This window comes from Chryseobacterium manosquense, from assembly GCF_014623485.1.
In the GTDB taxonomy this organism is placed as follows: Bacteria; Bacteroidota; Bacteroidia; order Flavobacteriales; family Weeksellaceae; genus Kaistella; species Kaistella haifensis.
Map to the genome: position 1 here is coordinate 1,598,970 of NZ_CP060203.1, position 23,716 is coordinate 1,622,685.

At 41.0% G+C, this 23,716-nt stretch carries 11 protein-coding genes, 4 tRNA genes and 6 rRNA genes; 4 read left to right on the top strand and 17 right to left on the bottom strand.

The window, feature by feature from the left end:
• Positions 1-2: 2 nt before the first annotated feature.
• On the top strand, positions 3-467 hold the full coding sequence (locus H0S70_RS07670; RefSeq protein ID WP_188320391.1) for a DUF2059 domain-containing protein: 465 nt from the start codon (positions 3-5) through the stop codon (positions 465-467).
• Between the two features lie 143 nt (positions 468-610).
• Here H0S70_RS07670 and rrf (H0S70_RS07675) read toward each other — a convergent pair.
• The 12 genes from rrf (H0S70_RS07675) to gcvH all read right to left on the bottom strand — a co-directional run bounded on the left by rrf (H0S70_RS07675) (position 611) and on the right by gcvH (position 13,183).
• Positions 611-718 (bottom strand): 5S ribosomal RNA (gene rrf / locus H0S70_RS07675).
• Positions 719-861: 143 nt separating this feature from the next.
• Positions 862-3,621 (bottom strand): 23S ribosomal RNA (locus H0S70_RS07680).
• Between the two features lie 207 nt (positions 3,622-3,828).
• A tRNA-Ala gene (locus H0S70_RS07685) sits at positions 3,829-3,902 on the bottom strand.
• Between the two features lie 86 nt (positions 3,903-3,988).
• Positions 3,989-4,062: transfer RNA gene (locus H0S70_RS07690), tRNA-Ile, on the bottom strand.
• Positions 4,063-4,273: 211 nt separating this feature from the next.
• Positions 4,274-5,790, bottom strand: a 16S ribosomal RNA gene (locus H0S70_RS07695).
• A gap of 1,059 nt (positions 5,791-6,849) precedes the next feature.
• Positions 6,850-6,957, bottom strand: a 5S ribosomal RNA gene (gene rrf / locus H0S70_RS07700).
• 145 nt (positions 6,958-7,102) lie between these two features.
• Positions 7,103-9,862, bottom strand: a 23S ribosomal RNA gene (locus tag H0S70_RS07705).
• A gap of 207 nt (positions 9,863-10,069) precedes the next feature.
• A tRNA-Ala gene (locus tag H0S70_RS07710) sits at positions 10,070-10,143 on the bottom strand.
• Between the two features lie 86 nt (positions 10,144-10,229).
• Positions 10,230-10,303 (bottom strand) — tRNA-Ile (locus tag H0S70_RS07715).
• A gap of 175 nt (positions 10,304-10,478) precedes the next feature.
• A 16S ribosomal RNA gene (locus H0S70_RS07720) occupies positions 10,479-11,987 on the bottom strand.
• The 16S, 23S and 5S rRNA genes sit together here with 4 tRNA genes alongside, the layout of an rRNA operon.
• Positions 11,988-12,453: 466 nt before the next feature.
• The gene (locus H0S70_RS07725; RefSeq protein WP_188322209.1) at positions 12,454-12,750 is read right to left on the bottom strand and encodes a VanZ family protein; all 297 of its coding nucleotides are present in this window, start codon (positions 12,748-12,750) and stop codon (positions 12,454-12,456) included.
• A 55-nt stretch (positions 12,751-12,805) separates the two neighbouring features.
• Entirely contained in the window at positions 12,806-13,183 is a 378-nt protein-coding gene (gene gcvH / locus H0S70_RS07730; protein WP_123248441.1) for a glycine cleavage system protein GcvH, read from the bottom strand.
• A gap of 277 nt (positions 13,184-13,460) precedes the next feature.
• Here gcvH and H0S70_RS07735 point away from each other — a divergent pair, with 277 nt between their 5' ends.
• A complete protein-coding gene (locus H0S70_RS07735; RefSeq protein WP_188320392.1) occupies positions 13,461-14,747 on the top strand; it encodes an aldehyde dehydrogenase family protein in 1,287 nt (428 codons plus the stop codon).
• An 80-nt stretch (positions 14,748-14,827) separates the two neighbouring features.
• Here the strand turns inward: H0S70_RS07735 and H0S70_RS07740 are convergent, their stop codons facing one another.
• Entirely contained in the window at positions 14,828-16,573 is a 1,746-nt protein-coding gene (locus H0S70_RS07740; protein ID WP_188320393.1) for an ABC transporter ATP-binding protein, read from the bottom strand.
• A gap of 12 nt (positions 16,574-16,585) precedes the next feature.
• Positions 16,586-17,320, bottom strand: coding sequence for a tRNA pseudouridine(38-40) synthase TruA (gene truA, locus H0S70_RS07745; protein WP_188320394.1), 735 nt, complete (start codon positions 17,318-17,320; stop codon positions 16,586-16,588).
• 62 nt (positions 17,321-17,382) lie between these two features.
• On the opposite strand from truA, the gene H0S70_RS07750 reads away from it, so the two are divergent.
• A complete protein-coding gene (locus tag H0S70_RS07750) occupies positions 17,383-17,877 on the top strand; it encodes a metallophosphoesterase family protein (RefSeq protein WP_123248445.1) in 495 nt (164 codons plus the stop codon).
• Positions 17,878-17,963: 86 nt separating this feature from the next.
• Here the strand turns inward: H0S70_RS07750 and H0S70_RS07755 are convergent, their stop codons facing one another.
• The 3 genes from H0S70_RS07755 to cdd form a co-directional block, all read right to left on the bottom strand.
• Entirely contained in the window at positions 17,964-20,993 is a 3,030-nt protein-coding gene (locus H0S70_RS07755; RefSeq protein ID WP_188320395.1) for a choice-of-anchor I family protein, read from the bottom strand.
• 120 nt (positions 20,994-21,113) lie between these two features.
• Positions 21,114-22,016, bottom strand: coding sequence for a Ppx/GppA phosphatase family protein (locus tag H0S70_RS07760; protein ID WP_188320396.1), 903 nt, complete (start codon positions 22,014-22,016; stop codon positions 21,114-21,116).
• Positions 22,017-22,063: 47 nt separating this feature from the next.
• Positions 22,064-22,543 (bottom strand): cytidine deaminase, encoded by a 480-nt coding sequence (gene cdd, locus H0S70_RS07765; protein WP_188320397.1) that lies wholly within the window; start codon positions 22,541-22,543, stop codon positions 22,064-22,066.
• Positions 22,544-22,669: 126 nt separating this feature from the next.
• Here cdd and namA point away from each other — a divergent pair, with 126 nt between their 5' ends.
• Positions 22,670-23,716: an NADPH dehydrogenase NamA gene (gene namA / locus H0S70_RS07770; protein ID WP_188320398.1), complete on the top strand. Its 1,047-nt coding sequence runs from the start codon at positions 22,670-22,672 to the stop codon at positions 23,714-23,716.

Below are 23,716 nucleotides of genomic sequence, written 5' to 3' on the forward strand. Positions count from 1 at the left end.
TCATGAAGAAAAATATATTAGCAATCGCTTTTCTGGTGTTCGGAGTTTTTACAAATGCACAATCTAGCAAAGACGTCAAAATTGCCGAATTGCTGGAAACGATGGGCAGTACCCAAGCGTTGAAAACATCCTTTGAGTATATGATAAACTATTACAAACAAAATAATCCACAAATTTCGTCAGAATATTGGGATAATGCATCAAAACATGTCGATTATTATGAACTCGTACAAAAATTGGTTCCTGTATATTCAAAACATTTTACAGAGCATGAAATAGTCGATCTTTTGAATTTTTACAATACATCTACCGGAAAGAAAATGATTGAAAAAATGCCTACAGTCCTTCAAGAAAGTTTGGAAGTTGGAAGAAAATGGGGTATTGAATTGGCTCAAAAAATTGAAAAAGAAGTTTCGGTTTCTACGAAAGTAGAATATTCCTCACCACCTCCGATGAATACTAAATAAGTAGAATAGCAGATTATAAAGACCCCTTCGATCAAGATGATCGAAGGGGTTTTTAGTATAATACCTTCTATTATTTTTTAGTAGTAGTATTTTTTAGGCACAAAAAAAAGCTCAATCAAAAAAATGATTGAGCTTTTAAAAAAAACTGGCGGCGACCTACTCTCCCGCTTTCGCAGTACCATCGGCGCTAGAGGGCTTAACTTCTGTGTTCGGAATGGGAACAGGTGAGCCCCTCTGCTAAAACCACCCTAAATATGTATTTAGATGACAGATTTCAGATAAGAGATTTCAGACTTTATGGTCTGATTTCTGATGTCTTACATCTGATGTCTATTTATCGATAAAAACTTTCACAAAGAGTAAACCTTTGATGCACTTACGGTGCGCCTTATTAGGCTATAAATCTACGGGTAATTAGTACTACTCGGCTATGCTGTTACCAACTTTACACCTGTAGCCTATCAACGTTGTCATCTCCAACGACCCTTAAAAGATGTCTCATCTTGAGGCAGGTTTCGCACTTATATGCTTTCAGTGCTTATCCTTTCCAAACGTAGCTACTCAGCGGTGCACCTGGCGGTACAACTGATACACCAGAGGTTTGTTCAAATCGGTCCTCTCGTACTAGATTCAAGCCCTCTCAAACATCTAACGCCCGCAATAGATAGAGACCGAACTGTCTCACGACGTTCTGAACCCAGCTCGCGTGCCACTTTAATGGGCGAACAGCCCAACCCTTGGGACCTTCTCCAGCCCCAGGATGTGACGAGCCGACATCGAGGTGCCGAACCTCCCCGTCGATGTGAGCTCTTGGGGGAGACTAGCCTGTTATCCCCGGAGTACCTTTTATCCTATGAGCGATGGCCCTTCCATACGGAACCACCGGATCACTATGTCCTGCTTTCGCACCTGATCGACTTGTAGGTCTCACAGTCAAGCACCCTTATGCCATTACACTCTACGCACGGTTACCAAGCGTGCTGAGGGTACCTTTGAAAGCCTCCGTTACTCTTTTGGAGGCGACCACCCCAGTCAAACTACCCACCACGCAATGTCCTTGATCTCTCAAGTTAGGCTCCAAATAAACAAAGGGTGGTATTTCAACGTTGACTCCACCGACACTAGCGTGCCAGCTTCAAAGTCTCCCACCTATCCTACACATTGTTTATTCAAAGTCAATACGAAGTTATAGTAAAGGTTCACAGGGTCTTTTCGTCCCATTGCGGGTAATCGGCATCTTCACCGATACTACAATTTCACAGAGCTCATGGTTGAGACAGTGCCCAGATCGTTACACCATTCGTGCAGGTCGGAACTTACCCGACAAGGAATTTCGCTACCTTAGGACCGTTATAGTTACGGCCGCCGTTTACTGGGGCTTCAGTCAATTGCTTCGCTTACGCTAACAACCTTCCTTAACCTTCCAGCACCGGGCAGGTGTCAGACCCTATACAGCATCTTTCGATTTAGCAGAGTCCTGTGTTTTTGATAAACAGTCGCCTGGGCCTCTTCACTGCGGCCAGCATTGCTGCTGGCGTCTCTTCTTCCGAAGTTACGAGACTATTTTGCCTAGTTCCTTAACCATGATTCACTCTAGCACCTTAGGATTCTCTCCTCGACTACCTGTGTCGGTTTTGGTACGGGTTGCTTCACTTCGGCTTTTCTTGGAATCTATTTCCCTGCAGCAGCTTCGCCCGAAGGCTAGGCCTTGACTATTCCGTCAGTCTCCAGCAAGTACGTAAATCCGTCCCCTTTTTAGTGTGAGCAAGTATGGGAATATTAACCCATTGTCCATCCACTTCCCCTTTCGGGTTCGCGTTAGGTCCCGACTAACCCTCAGCTGATTAGCATGGCTGAGGAAACCTTAGTCTTTCGGTGAGCGGGTTTCTCGCCCGCTTTATCGTTACTTATGCCTACATTTTCTTTTCTGTCCGCTCCACAATACCTCACGATACTGCTTCGGCGCAAACAGAATGCTCCCCTACCAGATATAACTCAAAAGTTATAAATCCATAGCTTCGGTACTATACTTATGCCCGATTATTATCCATGCCGAACCGCTCGACTAGTGAGCTGTTACGCACTCTTTAAATGAATGGCTGCTTCCAAGCCAACATCCTAGCTGTCAATGCAGTTCAACCGCGTTATTTCAACTTAGTATAGATTTGGGGACCTTAGCTGTTGGTCCGGGTTCTTTCCCTCTCGGACATGGACCTTAGCACCCATGCCCTCACTGCCGACGAACATTTATTAGCATTCGGAGTTTGTCAGGAATTGGTAGGATTTGACTCCCCCGCATCCAATCAGTAGCTCTACCTCTAATAAACTTAACATCGACGCTGCACCTAAATGCATTTCGGGGAGTACGAGCTATCTCCCAGTTTGATTGGCCTTTCACCCCTACCCACAAGTCATCCGAAGACTTTTCAACGTCAACCGGTTCGGTCCTCCACTTTGTGTTACCAAAGCTTCAACCTGCCCATGGGTAGATCACAAGGTTTCGCGTCTAATCCTACTAACTATCCGCCCTATTCAGACTCGCTTTCGCTCCGCCTCCGCACCTGAAGTGCTTAAGCTCGCTAGTAAAATTAACTCGTAGGCTCATTATGCAAAAGGCACGCCGTCACAGAATAAATCTGCTCCGACCGCTTGTAGGCGTACGGTTTCAGGTTCTCTTTCACCCTTCTATTCGAAGTGCTTTTCACCTTTCCTTCACAGTACTTGTTCACTATCGGTCTTTCAGGAGTATTTAGCCTTGGAGGATGGTCCCCCCATATTCAGACAGGATTTCACGTGTCCCGCCCTACTCATTTATCACTTTAATATGCCTTTCATATACGGGGCTATCACCCTCTATGGCTGTTCTTTCCAGAACATTCTATTAAACATATAAAAGCTTTTGGGCTAATCCGCTTTCGCTCGCCACTACTTACGGAATCTCTTCGATTTCTTTTCCTCCGGGTACTTAGATGTTTCAGTTCTCCGGGTTTGCTCCTCTTGCGAGGTGACTGGTCTTCAACCAGCCGGGTTGCCCCATTCGGACATCTCGGGATCAATTCGTGTGTGCCGATCCCCCGAGCTTTTCGCAGCTTACCACGTCCTTCGTCGCCTCTGAAAGCCTAGGCATCCGCCATACGCCCTTAACGATTTCTTTCCTAATTGTTAAATTAGTTTAGTTTTAGTTCAGATAACACAACCGTGTTACCTTATTATTTGTAAACTCCGCACCCGTAAGTGCTCGGTTTTCTCTTTGTGATGTTCTTATCGTTAATGTCAATGATCTTATTTCTTATTAAGTCCCTGATGAACAGATATTGTTTTTGGCTCTATCCGTAACTTTTAAATCAGGCTCTTAATACTGTGGAGAATAAGGGAGTCGAACCCTTGACCTCCTGCGTGCAAGGCAGGCGCTCTAGCCAGCTGAGCTAATTCCCCGCTAGTAGACTTCAGATGTCAGATTACAGACTTTAGACTTAATGTCTGATGTCTCATATCTGATGTCTTTCCATCTTTTCAATTAGTAGTCTCGGGCAGGCTCGAACTGCCGACCTCTACATTATCAGTGTAGCGCTCTAACCAGCTGAGCTACGAGACTGTCTTTTTAGACTATTAGATTCCAGATGCTAGATACAAGACTTATTCTGTCTTGATTCTTGGCTCCTGGCTCTTGTATCTCTTCCCTGTACTAATTTCTAGTGGGTGTATTTTTTTTAATACCAACCAAAGTAAAAAAACTAAAGCATCTTTTGAGTAAGTGCTTGTGATACTTTAAGTATCTTGTTTGTTTATCGTCTAAAGACGCTCTAAAATGAGATGTTCCAGCCGCACCTTCCGGTACGGCTACCTTGTTACGACTTAGCCCTAGTTACCTGTTTTACCCTAGGCAGCTCCTTTTACGGTCACCGACTTCAGGTACCCCAGACTTCCATGGCTTGACGGGCGGTGTGTACAAGGCCCGGGAACGTATTCACCGCGCCATGGCTGATGCGCGATTACTAGCGATTCCAGCTTCATAGAGTCGAGTTGCAGACTCCAATCCGAACTGAGACCGGCTTTCGAGATTTGCATCCTATCGCTAGGTAGCTGCCCTCTGTACCGGCCATTGTATTACGTGTGTGGCCCAAGACGTAAGGGCCGTGATGATTTGACGTCATCCCCACCTTCCTCTCTACTTGCGTAGGCAGTCTCACTAGAGTCCCCAACTGAATGATGGCAACTAGTGACAGGGGTTGCGCTCGTTGCAGGACTTAACCTAACACCTCACGGCACGAGCTGACGACAACCATGCAGCACCTTGGAAATTGCCCGAAGGAGGGTCTATTTCTAGACCTGTCAATTCCCATTTAAGTCTTGGTAAGGTTCCTCGCGTATCATCGAATTAAACCACATAATCCACCGCTTGTGCGGGCCCCCGTCAATTCCTTTGAGTTTCATCCTTGCGGACGTACTCCCCAGGTGGCTAACTTATCACTTTCGCTTGGTCTCTGAATCCGAAAATCCAAAAACGAGTTAGCATCGTTTACGGCGTGGACTACCAGGGTATCTAATCCTGTTCGCTCCCCACGCTTTCGTCCATCAGCGTCAGTTAAATCTTAGTGACCTGCCTTCGCAATTGGTGTTCTAAGTAATATCTATGCATTTCACCGCTACACTACTTATTCCAGCCACTTCAAATTTACTCAAGACCTGCAGTATCAATGGCAGTTTCATAGTTAAGCTATGAGATTTCACCACTGACTTACAAGTCCGCCTACGGACCCTTTAAACCCAATAAATCCGGATAACGCTTGCACCCTCCGTATTACCGCGGCTGCTGGCACGGAGTTAGCCGGTGCTTATTCGTACAGTACCTTCAGCTACCCTCACGAGAGTAGATTTATCCCTGTACAAAAGAAGTTTACAATCCATAGGACCGTCATCCTTCACGCGGGATGGCTGGATCAGGCTCTCACCCATTGTCCAATATTCCTCACTGCTGCCTCCCGTAGGAGTCTGGTCCGTGTCTCAGTACCAGTGTGGGGGATCTCCCTCTCAGGACCCCTAAAGATCATTGACTTGGTGAGCCGTTACCTCACCAACTATCTAATCTTGCGCGTGCCCATCTCTATCCACCGGAGTTTTCAATAATAATTGATGCCAATCATTATATTATGGGGTATTAATCTTCCTTTCGAAAGGCTATCCCCCAGATAAAGGTAGGTTGCACACGTGTTACGCACCCGTACGCCGCTCTCAAGTTTCCGAAGAAACTCTACCGCTCGGCTTGCATGTGTTAGGCCTCCCGCTAGCGTTCATCCTGAGCCAGGATCAAACTCTCCATTGTATGTTTGTCTGACTCACTCAAAAAAAATTGACGCTTTAGTTTTTCCTTACTTTTTTGGTTGTTATTGTATTTTCAATGATCTCTATTCTTCCGCTTTTATCTCAGTGAACTTGTTCTGTCGTTCAGTTCCCTGATTTGCGTGTGCAAAAGTATAAACTATTTTTTAATTGACCAAATATTTCTTGTAAAATTTTTAAAACTTTTTTTCGTAAGCCTTATCAATCACCATTACTATCTAATTCAATCTAATCCCTACTTAGCACACCATTAACAAATCCCTCTGTTTGGGTTTGCAATGATAACAACTTTTTCTCAAATTCCTAATGTTTTCCAACCAATTTTTCTAAATCATACTCAACTTGCTGAATATCTGAAGGAAAAAATTATTCTTACGGGGTTATGTTATTTGTTCAAGAATGAAAAACTGAATTATATTTATATTAATTCTGTCATCAATTCTAGAAAATATTACTTAAAAACAGCAGGTTGTCCAAGCACTATTAAAAAACATTGATAACGGGTTGAAATATGATATCGAAACTTTCTAAATTAATAATTAAACTAAAAAGTTACTTGATGATTAAATCAAATTGATTGGAATCAATAAAAAATATTGGGTTGAAGGAATAAGCTGGAACTACGCAGATGAATGACGAAGTCAAATTTTACCACTACTCAACTTGAATTTTAATAATCTTTATAAAATAAAAAAAATATTAGATGTCAAATATTATTCATTTGATTGATTGTTCAATCTTGATTATTTGTTGCGCTTTCGTTTAAAAATAAGATGATCTAGAAGATTCTTTTATACTCTTCCATTAAAATGTTTAGAAAGCAAATTTCACGGATGACAATAGAGGTAAAAGCGATATAACGACGTAGTTTTTCTCAACAAGTGTCTAATTTCCAAGAGTAAATTTTAAATACTATACAGACGTATTTTCTACAAAAAATGAATACACTGCACCTCCAATTTATTGTATTCGATTATTTTCTAATACTATTAGTTTATAAATAAAAAAAGCTCAATCAAAAAAATGATTGAGCTTTAAAAAAAACTGGCGGCGACCTACTCTCCCGCTTTCGCAGTACCATCGGCGCTAGAGGGCTTAACTTCTGTGTTCGGAATGGGAACAGGTGAGCCCCTCTGCTAAAACCACCCTAAATATGTATTTAGATGGCAGATTTCAGATAAGAGATTTCAGACTTTATGGTCTGATTTCTGATGTCTTACATCTGATGTCTATTTATCGATAAAAACTTTCACAAAGAGTAAACCTTTGATGCACTTACAGAGTGCGCCTTATTAGGCTATAAATCTACGGGTAATTAGTACTACTCGGCTATGCTGTTACCAACTTTACACCTGTAGCCTATCAACGTTGTCATCTCCAACGACCCTTAAAAGATGTCTCATCTTGAGGCAGGTTTCGCACTTATATGCTTTCAGTGCTTATCCTTTCCAAACGTAGCTACTCAGCGGTGCACCTGGCGGTACAACTGATACACCAGAGGTTTGTTCAAATCGGTCCTCTCGTACTAGATTCAAGCCCTCTCAAACATCTAACGCCCGCAATAGATAGAGACCGAACTGTCTCACGACGTTCTGAACCCAGCTCGCGTGCCACTTTAATGGGCGAACAGCCCAACCCTTGGGACCTTCTCCAGCCCCAGGATGTGACGAGCCGACATCGAGGTGCCGAACCTCCCCGTCGATGTGAGCTCTTGGGGGAGACTAGCCTGTTATCCCCGGAGTACCTTTTATCCTATGAGCGATGGCCCTTCCATACGGAACCACCGGATCACTATGTCCTGCTTTCGCACCTGATCGACTTGTAGGTCTCACAGTCAAGCACCCTTATGCCATTACACTCTACGCACGGTTACCAAGCGTGCTGAGGGTACCTTTGAAAGCCTCCGTTACTCTTTTGGAGGCGACCACCCCAGTCAAACTACCCACCACGCAATGTCCTTGATCTCTCAAGTTAGGCTCCAAATAAACAAAGGGTGGTATTTCAACGTTGACTCCACCGACACTAGCGTGCCAGCTTCAAAGTCTCCCACCTATCCTACACATTGTTTATTCAAAGTCAATACGAAGTTATAGTAAAGGTTCACAGGGTCTTTTCGTCCCATTGCGGGTAATCGGCATCTTCACCGATACTACAATTTCACAGAGCTCATGGTTGAGACAGTGCCCAGATCGTTACACCATTCGTGCAGGTCGGAACTTACCCGACAAGGAATTTCGCTACCTTAGGACCGTTATAGTTACGGCCGCCGTTTACTGGGGCTTCAGTCAATTGCTTCGCTTACGCTAACAACCTTCCTTAACCTTCCAGCACCGGGCAGGTGTCAGACCCTATACAGCATCTTTCGATTTAGCAGAGTCCTGTGTTTTTGATAAACAGTCGCCTGGGCCTCTTCACTGCGGCCAGCATTGCTGCTGGCGTCTCTTCTTCCGAAGTTACGAGACTATTTTGCCTAGTTCCTTAACCATGATTCACTCTAGCACCTTAGGATTCTCTCCTCGACTACCTGTGTCGGTTTTGGTACGGGTTGCTTCACTTCGGCTTTTCTTGGAATCTATTTCCCTGCAGCAGCTTCGCCCGAAGGCTAGGCCTTGACTATTCCGTCAGTCTCCAGCAAGTACGTAAATCCGTCCCCTTTTTAGTGTGAGCAAGTATGGGAATATTAACCCATTGTCCATCCACTTCCCCTTTCGGGTTCGCGTTAGGTCCCGACTAACCCTCAGCTGATTAGCATGGCTGAGGAAACCTTAGTCTTTCGGTGAGCGGGTTTCTCGCCCGCTTTATCGTTACTTATGCCTACATTTTCTTTTCTGTCCGCTCCACAATACCTCACGATACTGCTTCGGCGCAAACAGAATGCTCCCCTACCAGATATAACTCAAAAGTTATAAATCCATAGCTTCGGTACTATACTTATGCCCGATTATTATCCATGCCGAACCGCTCGACTAGTGAGCTGTTACGCACTCTTTAAATGAATGGCTGCTTCCAAGCCAACATCCTAGCTGTCAATGCAGTTCAACCGCGTTATTTCAACTTAGTATAGATTTGGGGACCTTAGCTGTTGGTCCGGGTTCTTTCCCTCTCGGACATGGACCTTAGCACCCATGCCCTCACTGCCGACGAACATTTATTAGCATTCGGAGTTTGTCAGGAATTGGTAGGATTTGACTCCCCCGCATCCAATCAGTAGCTCTACCTCTAATAAACTTAACATCGACGCTGCACCTAAATGCATTTCGGGGAGTACGAGCTATCTCCCAGTTTGATTGGCCTTTCACCCCTACCCACAAGTCATCCGAAGACTTTTCAACGTCAACCGGTTCGGTCCTCCACTTTGTGTTACCAAAGCTTCAACCTGCCCATGGGTAGATCACAAGGTTTCGCGTCTAATCCTACTAACTATCCGCCCTATTCAGACTCGCTTTCGCTCCGCCTCCGCACCTGAAGTGCTTAAGCTCGCTAGTAAAATTAACTCGTAGGCTCATTATGCAAAAGGCACGCCGTCACAGAATAAATCTGCTCCGACCGCTTGTAGGCGTACGGTTTCAGGTTCTCTTTCACCCTTCTATTCGAAGTGCTTTTCACCTTTCCTTCACAGTACTTGTTCACTATCGGTCTTTCAGGAGTATTTAGCCTTGGAGGATGGTCCCCCCATATTCAGACAGGATTTCACGTGTCCCGCCCTACTCATTTATCACTTTAATATGCCTTTCATATACGGGGCTATCACCCTCTATGGCTGTTCTTTCCAGAACATTCTATTAAACATATAAAAGCTTTTGGGCTAATCCGCTTTCGCTCGCCACTACTTACGGAATCTCTTCGATTTCTTTTCCTCCGGGTACTTAGATGTTTCAGTTCTCCGGGTTTGCTCCTCTTGCGAGGTGACTGGTCTTCAACCAGCCGGGTTGCCCCATTCGGACATCTCGGGATCAATTCGTGTGTGCCGATCCCCCGAGCTTTTCGCAGCTTACCACGTCCTTCGTCGCCTCTGAAAGCCTAGGCATCCGCCATACGCCCTTAACGATTTCTTTCCTAATTGTTAAATTAGTTTAGTTTTAGTTCAGATAACACAACCGTGTTACCTTATTATTTGTAAACTCCGCACCCGTAAGTGCTCGGTTTTCTCTTTGTGATGTTCTTATCGTTAATGTCAATGATCTTATTTCTTATTAAGTTCCTGATGAACAGATATTGTTTTTGGCTCTATCCGTAACTTTTAAATCAAAATCTTAATACTGTGGAGAATAAGGGAGTCGAACCCTTGACCTCCTGCGTGCAAGGCAGGCGCTCTAGCCAGCTGAGCTAATTCCCCGCTAGTAGACTTCAGATGTCAGATTACAGACTTTAGACTTAATGTCTGATGTCTCATATCTGATGTCTTTCCATCTTTTCAATTAGTAGTCTCGGGCAGGCTCGAACTGCCGACCTCTACATTATCAGTGTAGCGCTCTAACCAGCTGAGCTACGAGACTCTCTCTAATTAATAATTATTAATTAATAATTGTTAATTATCTCTCTTCCCTGTACTAATTTCTAGTGGGTGTATTTTTTTTAATACCAACCAAAGTAAAAAAACTAAAGCATCTTTTGAGTAAGTGCTTGTGATACTTTAAGTATCTTGTTTGTTTATCGTCTAAAGACGCTCTAAAATGAGATGTTCCAGCCGCACCTTCCGGTACGGCTACCTTGTTACGACTTAGCCCTAGTTACCTGTTTTACCCTAGGCAGCTCCTTTTACGGTCACCGACTTCAGGTACCCCAGACTTCCATGGCTTGACGGGCGGTGTGTACAAGGCCCGGGAACGTATTCACCGCGCCATGGCTGATGCGCGATTACTAGCGATTCCAGCTTCATAGAGTCGAGTTGCAGACTCCAATCCGAACTGAGACCGGCTTTCGAGATTTGCATCCTATCGCTAGGTAGCTGCCCTCTGTACCGGCCATTGTATTACGTGTGTGGCCCAAGACGTAAGGGCCGTGATGATTTGACGTCATCCCCACCTTCCTCTCTACTTGCGTAGGCAGTCTCACTAGAGTCCCCAACTGAATGATGGCAACTAGTGACAGGGGTTGCGCTCGTTGCAGGACTTAACCTAACACCTCACGGCACGAGCTGACGACAACCATGCAGCACCTTGGAAATTGCCCGAAGGAGGGTCTATTTCTAGACCTGTCAATTCCCATTTAAGTCTTGGTAAGGTTCCTCGCGTATCATCGAATTAAACCACATAATCCACCGCTTGTGCGGGCCCCCGTCAATTCCTTTGAGTTTCATCCTTGCGGACGTACTCCCCAGGTGGCTAACTTATCACTTTCGCTTGGTCTCTGAATCCGAAAATCCAAAAACGAGTTAGCATCGTTTACGGCGTGGACTACCAGGGTATCTAATCCTGTTCGCTCCCCACGCTTTCGTCCATCAGCGTCAGTTAAATCTTAGTGACCTGCCTTCGCAATTGGTGTTCTAAGTAATATCTATGCATTTCACCGCTACACTACTTATTCCAGCCACTTCAAATTTACTCAAGACCTGCAGTATCAATGGCAGTTTCATAGTTAAGCTATGAGATTTCACCACTGACTTACAAGTCCGCCTACGGACCCTTTAAACCCAATAAATCCGGATAACGCTTGCACCCTCCGTATTACCGCGGCTGCTGGCACGGAGTTAGCCGGTGCTTATTCGTACAGTACCTTCAGCTACCCTCACGAGAGTAGGTTTATCCCTGTACAAAAGAAGTTTACAATCCATAGGACCGTCTTCCTTCACGCGGGATGGCTGGATCAGGCTCTCACCCATTGTCCAATATTCCTCACTGCTGCCTCCCGTAGGAGTCTGGTCCGTGTCTCAGTACCAGTGTGGGGGATCTCCCTCTCAGGACCCCTAAAGATCATTGACTTGGTGAGCCGTTACCTCACCAACTATCTAATCTTGCGCGTGCCCATCTCTATCCACCGGAGTTTTCAATAATAATTGATGCCAATCATTATATTATGGGGTATTAATCTTCCTTTCGAAAGGCTATCCCCCAGATAAAGGTAGGTTGCACACGTGTTACGCACCCGTGCGCCGCTCTCAAGCTATCCATACCGCTCGGCTTGCATGTGTTAGGCCTCCCGCTAGCGTTCATCCTGAGCCAGGATCAAACTCTCCATTGTATGTTTGTCTGACTCACTCAAAAAAAATTGACGCTTTAGTTTTTCCTTACTTTTTTGGTTGTTATTGTATTTTCAATGATCTCTCTTCTTCCGCTTTTATCTCAGTGAACTTGTTCTGTCGTTCAGTTCCCTGATTTGCGTGTGCAAAAGTATAAACTATTTTTTAATTGACCAAATGTTTCTTGAATAATTTTTAAAACTTTTTTTCGTAAGCCTTATCAATCACCATTACTATCTAATTCAATCTAATCCCTACTTCGCTCCCCTTCCAGATCTCTCCATTTGGGTCTGCAAAGATACCAACTTTTTCTCCCTTTCCAAATTTTTTTTATCCTATTTTTCTAAATCATACTCAACTTGCTGAATATCTGAAGGAAAAAATTAACTGCTCATGAAATATACTTTTAAATAACATAAAAAATCCCACTCAGAGGAATGGGAAGATGATATTTTATTTAAATTCCAATTAAAAATTGATTCGCTTTAACTGCATAAACGCAAAGTAACCAATAATTACTCCAATAGTATCAGCAACCAAGTCGAGGGCTTCTAAAGACCTACCAAAACCCATTTCGTCCTGCAAAATCTCAGTTAAGATAGAGTAAATAAGCATTATCTGTATATAATGAATGAATTTTATTTTGGGAAATGTCGCCATAAAACAAAATCCCAATAGCATAAAGATACTTAAATGCAAAACCTTATCAATCCCTTCGAATATAAAGGGAAATTCCTGATTTTCAACTCCGGGCTTGAGGAGCATAAAAGTAAGAAATGCCCAATAAATGGGCAAAATCTTAGCAAATATTTTCGAAATTTTATCCAAGTGATTCTTGATATTGTTCTGCTGTTAGTAGTTCCGAAGTATCGGCATCGTCAGCAACTTCTAGTTTAATAATCCAACCTTTCCCATAAGGATCAGTATTCAGCAATTCTGGCTGATCCTCAAGATCCGCATTAAATTCTACAATTTTCCCAGTCAAAGGCAAAAACAAGTCAGAAACAGTTTTCACAGCTTCCACACTTCCGAAAACATCACCCGATGAAAGTTCATCATCTACAGAGTCTACATCTACAAAAACGATATCGCCCAATTCGCTCTGAGCAAAATCTGTAATCCCGATAGTTGCAACGTTTCCTTCAACTCTTACCCATTCATGATCTTTGGTGTACTTTAATTCCGACGGTGTATTCATTTTTTATTAAATTTTATTTTTTCAAAAATACTTAAAATTATCATAATCTCAAATCTTTCAATTGAAATTAATTAAAATCTTATCATACTCTATCTTATCTTCTTGATTGCAGCGAAATTATTCTTCATTCAACTAAAAAAAACCGCAAAATTCAAATTTCACAAAAAAATCAGTTTGTCTTTATATATATAATAAGATCAACTTTTAATGCTTTTAGTATATTTGTTGCTGATGAAAACGAAATTTCGTTTTAAATTTTAATCTTAAAAAAGAATCAATGAATTTAAATAATAAATTAGCAAAAGCTCAACAAACTTTTGAAGAATGGAGAAAAATTCCATTTGCCAAAAAACAACAATTGCTCTTTAAATTAGCTGAGTTGCTGGAAAAAGATGCTGAAAAATTCGGCAAAAACATCACCAAAGAAATGAACAAACCCATCTCCCAATCGATTGCGGAGATCAAAAAATGCGCTTTGATGACGCGGTATTACGCTGAAGCAGAAAATATCTTAAAACCTGAAAAAATAAAAACAGAATTTCGCGTTTCGGAAGTTCACTATGCGCCGCTTGGTGTTATTTTGGGAGTGATGCCTTGGAATTTTCCGTTCTGGCAGGTACTTCGTTTTGCGGTTCCGGCGATTCTTGCAGGAAATACAGTAGTTTTAAAACACGCCTCAATTTGTTTCGGAAGCGGAAAATTGATAGAAAAATTATTTCTTGATGCAGGATTTCCAAAAGGCATTTTTCAAAATTTAGAAATTGGTCATGCGGAAGTGAAATCTGTTTTAGAAAACCCTATTATTCAAGGAGTGAGTCTTACAGGAAGCGAAAAAGCTGGTGCTGAAGTCGCTTCTATTGCCGGAAAAAACATTAAAAAATCATTACTCGAACTCGGCGGAAGTGACGCATTCATTGTTTTGGACGATGCCCAACTGAAAAAAGCGGCGGAAAGTGCTGCCAAAGCTCGACTTCAAAACTGCGGACAAGCGTGTAATGCAGCGAAAAGATTTATCATTCAGAAAAACACGGAAAAAGAATTCATGCCGATTTTCATTAAAGAATATCAAAAATTTATCCCCGGAAATCCTATGAAAAAAGAGACCAATCTCAGCGGAATGGCCCGTCCGGATTTGGCAGATGAATTGGAAAATCAATATAAAAAAGCGATAAAAAATGGTGCAGAAATCATCTTACCTTTGAAAAGAATTTCCGAAACACAATTTCAGCCGGGACTTATCAAAGTGAAACCCGGAAATCCTATTCTAAAGGAAGAACTTTTCGGGCCACTCGGAATGGTAATGATTGCAAAAAATGACGATGAAGCTCTTAGAATCGCCAATGACATTCCGTTTGGTTTAGGGAATGCGGTTTGGACTAAAGATAAAAAACGCCAACAATTCTTCATCGAAAACCTACAATCCGGAACGGTGAGCATCAACAAGGAAACCAGCTCGGATCCTCGACTTCCTTTTGGTGGCGCTAAAAGGTCAGGATACGGAACCGAACTTTCGAGGATTGCCTTGAAAGAATTTGTCACTGCAAAAACTGTGGTGGGAAATTAACATATCATTTTAAAGAAAAGAAAAGAAGAGATCGGCTCCGATGGGAACCGATCTTTTTTTATGTAAATTTTCCACGAATTCTACTCGCTTTCTTCTACCTCGTGTTTCAGTTGGGCTTTGTATAAAGTTGCGTAGTAGCCATTTTTGTTGAGCAACTCCATGTGTTTTCCTTCTTCCACAATTTTCCCGTGTTCCATTACAATAATTTTATCTGCTTTTTCAATGGTTGAAAGTCGGTGCGCAATGATAATTGAGGTTCTGTTTTTAGTGATTTTCTCGGTCGCTCTTTGGATCAATTTTTCACTTGCTTGATCAATGGAGGAAGTTGCTTCATCCAAAATAAGAATTTTCGGATCCGAAAGATAAGCCCTTAAAAATGATAACAGTTGCCTTTGTCCCAGCGATATCGATGAACCTCTTTCACGAACCACATAATCGTAGCCGCCGGGAAGACTCATGATAAAATCGTCTACCTCGATTTCTTTGGCAATGCTTCTTATTTTTTCTAAAGTTACTGTTTCGTCACCAAACGAAAGATTCTCGAAAATACTACCATGGAAAAGGAAAACATCCTGCAAAACAACGCCGATATGACTTCTTAAATTATACAATTCATAATCTTTTAGCTCGACATCATCCAAAAGAATTTTCCCTGAATTAATATCATATAACCTGGTAATTAAACTGATAATTGTGGATTTCCCAGCTCCTGTTGCACCTACAATTGCCACAGTTTCGCCCGGATTTACTTTAAAACTAATCCCTTTCAAAACTTCCTGTTTATCATCATAAGAGAATTTCACATCTTGAAATTCAATTTTTCCGTCGAACTGATGTTTAATCACTTTCCCGTTGTTGGCCAATGAGAAATCTTCGTCCATGATACCTAAAACTCTTTCTGCGCCTACAATTCCTCTTTGTATATTATTAAAACGATCCGCAATTTGGCGAAGCGGGCGAATGAGCATCGAAATGTATTGAATAAACGCGATCACCACACCCGCGGAAATCGTAATATAACCTCCGTAAAACAATACAAACCCGATGAAAAGGGAAGAAATCAGTTCTACAACCGGAAAAAACAGCGAGAAAATGAAAACCGTTCTCAGTAAAGCTGCTTTCAAATTGATATTGATTTGGTCAAATTTTTGAAACTCGGCTTTTTGTCTGTTGAAAACCTGAATAATTGTCATTCCGGAAAGTCTCTCCTGCACAAATGAGTTTTGAGTTGCGGTCCAAGTTCGTTCATCAGTAAAAGCTTTTTTGAGTTTTTTCTGGAAGAATCTCGTAATCACCACCATCAGCGGAAGAATTGCCAAGGAAATATAACTTAAATGCACATCCACCTGGAACATCATGATCAAAACAAAAACAATCCTCAAAATATCTCCAAAAACCATCAGAAAACCATCCGTATAAACCGTTGAAATCGTTTCTACATCACCTACTGCACGAGTTACGAGTTGTCCGATTGGGGTTTTATCAAAATAAGAAGTTTTGAAATAAATCAGTTTATGATACAGTTTTTCCCGGATATCGCGAATCACATTTTGGGAAATATAATTGGAAAAATAAACCAAAAAAAAATTGAGAATGGTTTCCCCAAAAACCAAAGCGATTAAAAGATAGATATGCTTCATCATCGAAGCTTTATCTCGTAATTTAATGATGTCGGAATCCACAATTTGCATCGTAAGATACGGTCGATAGGTAGAAATTACCGATAAAAAGATCGAAATAATTAAGGTAATAATAAACCACGTCCGGAATTTCATCCCGATAACAAATAGTCTTTTAATAATATCCCAGGTATTTTGTTTTTTCATTTTAAATTAATCTTACTCAAAATTATAACCTACATCCACCAAAAAAAGTCCTTGCGCAGGAGCCGATGTACCCGCGGAATTTCGATTTTTTTCTTCGATGATGGTTCTTAAATTTTCAGGTTGTATTTTCCCGTTTCCTATTTCCACCATAGTTCCCACAATTGCGCGAACCATATTTCTCAGAAACCGATCCGCGGAAATAGTGAATTTCAGTTCCGTTCCATTTTGCTCCCAAAACGCTTTATAAATTTGGCAGTTATTGGTTTTATTGTCGGTGTGAAGTTTTGCAAAACTCGTGAAGTCTTCATACTCAAATAGGATTTTGCAGGCATCATTCATTTTTTCGACATCCAGTTTTCTTTTCCACATTTGCCAAGAATGATCCAGGGTAAAAGGATTTTTTTCTAAAGAAATATAATATTCATAAGTTCGGAAAGTGGCATCAAACCGGGCATGAAAATTTTCTTTCACCTCAAATATTCTTTTCACAGCGATATCTTGAGGCAAAAAACTATTGAGTTTGTAAACCAGATGATGATCCAAAACCAAATCGGTGTCGAAATGAGCAAACATCTTTTTTGCATGAACTCCGGTATCGGTTCTTCCTGCACCCGTGGTTTTGATGTCTTGTCTCAGCAAAGTTGAAAGCGCTTTCTCTAATTCCTGCTGTACGGAAATCTCGTTGGGCTGTATTTGGTAGCCGAAATAATTCTTGCCTTGATAAGAAAACTCGATGAAATATCTCATTGATGCAAATTTCTAAAATTTAATCCGTAAAATTCAAGAAAAATCGAGTAAATTGCTTTCCCATGAAAAAGATTTTGCTCCTCTCCGATTCTCATTCCTATATAGATGACCGAATATTAGATTACGCCTCACAAGCCGATGAAATATGGCATTGCGGAGATTTCGGCAATCCGCAAGTCATCGAAAAGCTGGAAAAAATTACCACTTTGCGTGGCGTTTACGGAAATATCGATGGGGAAAAAGTAAGAAAAATCTTTCCGGAAGTTTCCCGTTTTACCATTGAAAATGTAGAAGTTTTAATGATACATATCGGTGGTTATCCCGGAAAATATTCTCCATTAGCAAAAAAAGAAATCGCTGAAAAAGCGCCAAACCTTTTCATTTCCGGGCATTCTCACATTCTGAAAGCCATGTACGATCAAAAAAATAATTTACTACACCTCAATCCCGGCGCTTGCGGAAAAGAAGGTTGGCATAAAACCCGCACGATGATGCGTTTTGAAATCAATGGCGATAAAATTGAAAATTTGGAAGTGATAGAATTGGGGAAAAGATAAAATCCAAGCGAAAAATTTTATTAAAATTAAAAAAAAAGCGAGGATTTCCAAATTGGAAATCCTCGCTTTATTGAAAAAAATAAGAGTTACTTCACGATCATTCTTTTCACCATTCCTTCGGAAGTTTTTATTAAGTAAACTCCGGTGCTGAAGGTAGTAGTATCAATAGTTTTCGCGTTTTTCGATTTTTGAACGAGCTTTCCAGCCATATCATAAATTTCCACATCTGCTGCTCGGTTGAAATACACCAAACCTTTTGGAGCAGGATTAGGAAAGACAGCAAATGTTTTTGTTGTATTTGTAGCCTCTTTTGAATCCAACACATCGTCATTTATCTCATAAATTGTCAATGTGCCACTGATTTCGTTGGCAATTACGATGTACCCTTTCCCGGTTGCGCTTTCGGTTTTCGGAATGTAAGTAATTCCTTCGGCACCGTTGTCTCCGCCGTAAGCTGAAGTGGATCTGGTATTTTTATAATCAACAAAAACAGGAGCATTTGGATTGCTTATGTTGTAAACCATTACTCCTCCTACTCTTTCCAAAGAAATAAACGCGAAGGTTTCATTTGAAATCTTAGCAATCGTCACTCCTTCCGGTTCCGGACCTTTTGATCGGCTTCTGTTTTTAGGGGTATTGCTTTCGTGATCAGCATTGAAAATATTTGTAAAGTGCTGTGCCGTGTATCTTTCAAAATCGTCACCACTATCGAAAACGATTTGTTTTGTATCCGCATTGAAAATAGAGAAAGACCGAGATCCAACTGCATTGATTTCTTCGAAAGCAGCATCAGAATCTGTATTTCCGTTTAAATTTGTCACTCGGAATCTTCCTAAATTATGAGAGGCTTTCAATACTTCCGATTGTGGAAAAATTGCCGGATCTAAGGCATAGCTCGAAGCTCCCAATGTTGTTCTTTCATTTAAATTGCTGAATTCTTTTTCGTCACCTTCGTTTGCTGTTACTAAATAATTAGTTCCGCCAACGTTGTAAGTTGCCACAGCATCTGGGATGTAGAAGGTTTTCACCGGCCAGTTGGCGATCAATATTTCATTATTATTATCTGAGGCATCGAAACCGTTTCCTGGCAAGCTCATATCTTTTTTACCTAAAGCCCAAAGTGCAGCGATGGTTTTATAATTTAAATTAATTTCCGCAATTGCATTATTTTCTTGTATCGTTACAAAAGCTTTCTGATTATCGCTGTTTACTGCAATATATTCCGGTTTCAAATCTTGAGAAAGTGTGCTTGAAGCTTTCAGTTTTCTGATTCCTGATGCAAGTAAAGATGCTTCCTGACTGTTGAAATCAGTAAATAAAAGTGTGGTTACATTCGATTGCGAAAGCGTGGAAATTCCTCCAGAAACATCGATAATCGAAACCGACCCTTCTGGATCTAAGGAATAATCAGCGTTCGGCTCGCCTTCGTTTGCAGTAAGAACTTTGCTTCCATCGGGCGTAAACGTAATCATATCCGGTAGAGCGCCGACGGTAACTTTATTTATAAAATTTCCGTTTGTATCAAAAAATACAACAGATCCGTTATTTTGTGGAACTGAATTCGGAGAAGCAACTGCTACAATTCCATTTTTCACTGCCACACTGGTTAATCCACCATAAGCATTCATATCAATCGAACTGATTACCGAAGGAGCAGATGGATTGCTGAAATCTACAATGTCCAAAAGTCCGGAAACAGCACTTGTGGTGAACAATCTTTTGGAAATCGGGTCGTGAACTACAATTTCTGTGGTGCTATTATTCGAGCCTGATGGATCAAAACTTCCGATATAATTTAAAGAAATTTGATTATTTGGAATTGGTGCCAATTTGTCGTTATCAATGATAAAAATTGTTGCAAAAGAACTTCCGGAAATAGTAGTTCCTACAGGATTTTCTAAACTTACCACAAAATATTCCGCTTGTTGTTCCTCCAATTGATCATCAATAATAGGAATAGAAATATTGTAAATAACGGGAGTTGAAGGAGTAATTTGGATGGTTTGTGTTGCTAACGTGAAATCACCAGAATTTGCAGTGCTGAAAGGCGCAACTTTCACCACTAAATCAACCGTTGCGTTGGAAGGTGAACTGATATTAAGATCAAAAATAAGTGAACCGGCGTTTTCTTGAACTTTTACGAAATTTTTAGCAAAAGAAACAGATGTTCCGGCGGTAGTAAAAATACTTGAGGTAGATGATACTACTGCATTATCACTAAAATCTTCAACCATGTTCGGTTTTAAAGCCAGGTAATAAGTTTGATTAATGTCTAAACCTGGGATAGGGTTTACCGTAATTTCATTATTGGAAAAACTCGCAAAAAATGGAACCAAACTTCCAGTAGAATTTCCCAACCGAAGTTCTACTAAGTCCTGGGGATTGGTAATTTCAGAATTATCAATAAGACGAATATTTTCATTAAAAGAAATTTTCGGCTTTACTGTAGTGGCAACATTTGTAGCACTATTTGGCGGATTGTAAGTAACTACAGGCGCAGTAGTATCTATTCCTTCAGGTGTAGCATCTAACGTGAAATTATCAAATCGATTATTTCCTACAGAACCACCTGGAATTGCAGAGAATTCGACTTTCAATTTAAAATTAGGATTATTGGAAACATTGGCAATTGTGGAAAAATCCAAAGTTTGCAAGTTTGGATTTCCGTCTACCGGAAAAATGGTTGCAAAGGGAATAAAATTATTTCCATCAATGGAAAACGACCAAAGTTGAGTTCCCGCTCCGGACCCCGATCTTCTTGTGGTGAATTTCACTACCACATTTTTGTAACCGGTTGTGGGAAGATCAAATTGCAGTGCGCCACCAATCGGATTATTGAATCTTAAATGCGTCCCGGAAATATCACCATTTCTAGCATTTAAATTTTCAACGTTGAAGTTCTGGCCTGTTCCGCCCGCAAAATCAATTACACTCGATCCACCGGGAATCGCCTGCAGGGATGCTCCGGGAACCAATGCTACATTTGGCGTACTGATGGTGGCAAGTGAAGAGTTATTGTTGAAATTCCAGTAATGTACCAGCGTTTGCGAATTAACCGACTGAAAACTCAGCGAAAAAATAATCGTAAAGAGTTGAATCAGGTAAAGTTTTCTCATTATTTTACTTTTAAATTAGATTTATGCAAAAATCAAATTATTAAGTAAAAGAATGTTTAAAACAAGATTAAAGAATTGTGAACAAAAAGTTGTTTACAATTCCTTAAAATAGAAAAAATATTAAGATTTATCAAGGTTTTTCTTTGCCGTCAAATCATCAAAAATACTATGAATCAATCCATCGGCAACCGAAATTTTCGGCACAAATATTTTGCTGATGTCGCTCCAGTTCATCACATTATTGAAAATCTCCAAAGCTGGAACCAAAACATCCGCCCGATCCTCTCGCAAACCGTATTTGCTCATTCGTTCCGGAACCGAAAGTTCGTTCATTTCTTTGTAATATTTTTTCAGAAATGTGGTTGACATGGGTTTTCCGTCTTTCGTTTTGCTCATCGAAAATATTTTGTTGATATTTCCTCCGGAACCTATGGCGACAATAGGTTTTTTGCTATTGATGTTTTTTCTGATTTCTTCTTTCATTTCTTTCCAATGATCATCGGTTACCAAACCATTAAGCAATCGAATGGTCCCGATATTGAAAGATTTTTCGTAGATCATTTTTCCGCCTTCGTAGAAAGTAAGTTCGGTAGAACCGCCGCCAACATCGATGTATAAATAAGCAAAATCTTTGTCAAGTCCTTCTGCAACGTGATTTTCATAGATCAAAGTCGCTTCTTCATCTCCGGAAATAATTTCGATTTCAATCCCTGAAGCTTTTTTCACTTCACTGATGATTTTCTGCCCATTTTTCGCATCGCGCATCGCACTGGTAGCACACGCTCGGTAATGTTCTACCTGGTAAATCTTCATCAAATCACTGAAAATTTTCATCGAATCAATCACCATTTTTTCTCGTTCCGGACCTATTTCGCCTTTCGCAAAAACATCCATTCCCAAACGCAAAGGAATCCTCAAAAGATTGAGTTTGGTAAATTCCGGTTTGCCTTTTTTGGGTTCGATGACTTCATTAATCAAAAGTCGAGCGGCATTACTCCCGATATCGATGGCTGCAATTCTCATGGTATTTTCTTTGAAATTCCGAAGGATAAAATGAATTAAATTTGAATTTAAAGGTAAGAAGAATCAAACGAAAACGGCAACAAATCGCGGATTGTTTTGGTTTTGTAAATCTCACCATCCAATGAAGCAAAATAAATTTCAATTCCTTCTTTTTGTTTGGCTTCATACTCCAAAATCGATTGTCTACAACCACCACATGGCGGTATAGGAACGGAAGAAACCGCATCTTTTGGAGCACCGATCACGAATAATTTCTTCATTTTCACATCAGGAAAATTCGCTGCTGCCCAAAAAATTGTGGTTCGTTCTGCACATAAACCCGACGGATAAGCCGCATTTTCCTGATTACTGCCCGAAATGATCTCGCCGTTTTCTAAAAGAATCGCACATCCAACTTGAAAATTTGAATAGGGAGCGTATGCTTTTTCGCGAATCTTTTGAGCCGCATCGAAGAGTTTTTTTTCGATCGCATCAAGACTATTGTAGTTTTCGATGGATTCGAAAGTGATTTTTAATTCTTTTTCCATTTAAAAAAATTGGGAAGTAAAGATAAGAAAATTTGTGAAACAGCGTACATGAAGTTGATCGCAAAGCAAACTTTAAAAATGGGAAAAATACCGTTAATTTGCAGGTTTAAATATAAGTCCAAAAATATGTTATACACCCCTATAAAACTCAGAAATCTAGAACTGAAAAACCGTTGGGTAATGTCGCCAATGTGTATGTATTCCTGCGAAAATGGAATGCCCAACGATTTTCATTTTGTGCATTATGGGAGCCGCGCACAAGGTGGAGTCGGCCTCATCATTATCGAAGCAACGGGCGTGGTGCCGGAAGGTCGAATAACAAATAAATGCATGGGAATCTGGAATGATGATCAAGCAGATGCGCTTTCCAAAATAGTGAAATTCGTTCATGAAAACTCTGCAAGCAAAATCGGAATTCAGCTAGCTCATGCCGGAAGAAAAGCTTCCACCTGGAACGGAAAACAGATTTCTTTGGAAGAAGGTTGGGAAACTGTAGCACCCTCGCCGATTCCTTATTCCGAAGATGAAAGAATTCCACATGAACTTTCAGTTGAAGAAATTAAAAATTTGATTAAAAGCTTTAAAGAAGCCGCAAAACGCGCCATCGATGCGGGTTTCGATGTGATTGAGATTCATGCTGCTCACGGCTATCTCGTTCATCAGTTTTTGTCGCCTTTATCGAACACACGAACCGACGAATATGGCGGAAGTTTTGAAAACAGAACTCGTTTTCTGCTCGAAATTGTAGAGGCAGTGAATGAACTTCTGGATGAAAACCATCCGTTATTTGTAAGAATTTCTGGAACTGAATATGCAGTCAATGGTTGGAACATTAAAGACAGTGTAGCATTAGCCAAAATTCTAAAGGAAAAAAGTGTTGACCTCATCGATGTTTCAAGTGGAGGAAACATTCACGGCGCGAAGATCAATTTGTTTGATGGCTATCAGGTTCCATTAGCGGAAGCTGTTAAAAAAGATGCCGAAATTGCAACCGGCGCTGTGGGATTAATAAAAACAGCAAGACAAGCAGAGGAAATTTTGCAAAATAATCAAGCAGATCTGATTTTTGTCGCCCGCGAAATTCTAAGAAATCCTTACCTTCCTGTTCGGGGGTCATTTAAAAATAAAGACCATTGCTTTTTCCCACATCAATATGAAAGAGCAAAACCTTAA

What these genes read in the sequence shown, in the direction of transcription:
- H0S70_RS07735 (WP_188320392.1), top strand. Translation starts at nt 13,461, where the DNA reads ATGAATTTAAATAATAAATTAGCAAAAGCTCAACAAACTTTTGAAGAA.
- H0S70_RS07760 (WP_188320396.1), bottom strand. Translation starts at nt 22,016, where the DNA reads ATGAGAATTGCAGCCATCGATATCGGGAGTAATGCCGCTCGACTTTTG.
- H0S70_RS07740 (WP_188320393.1), bottom strand. Translation starts at nt 16,573, where the DNA reads ATGAAAAAACAAAATACCTGGGATATTATTAAAAGACTATTTGTTATC.
- gcvH (WP_123248441.1), bottom strand. Translation starts at nt 13,183, where the DNA reads ATGAATACACCGTCGGAATTAAAGTACACCAAAGATCATGAATGGGTA.
- H0S70_RS07750 (WP_123248445.1), top strand. Translation starts at nt 17,383, where the DNA reads ATGAAAAAGATTTTGCTCCTCTCCGATTCTCATTCCTATATAGATGAC.
- H0S70_RS07725 (WP_188322209.1), bottom strand. Translation starts at nt 12,750, where the DNA reads ATGCTCCTCAAGCCCGGAGTTGAAAATCAGGAATTTCCCTTTATATTC.
- H0S70_RS07755 (WP_188320395.1), bottom strand. Translation starts at nt 20,993, where the DNA reads ATGAGAAAACTTTACCTGATTCAACTCTTTACGATTATTTTTTCGCTG.
- namA (WP_188320398.1), top strand. Translation starts at nt 22,670, where the DNA reads ATGTTATACACCCCTATAAAACTCAGAAATCTAGAACTGAAAAACCGT.
- cdd (WP_188320397.1), bottom strand. Translation starts at nt 22,543, where the DNA reads ATGGAAAAAGAATTAAAAATCACTTTCGAATCCATCGAAAACTACAAT.
- H0S70_RS07670 (WP_188320391.1), top strand. Translation starts at nt 3, where the DNA reads ATGAAGAAAAATATATTAGCAATCGCTTTTCTGGTGTTCGGAGTTTTT.
- truA (WP_188320394.1), bottom strand. Translation starts at nt 17,320, where the DNA reads ATGAGATATTTCATCGAGTTTTCTTATCAAGGCAAGAATTATTTCGGC.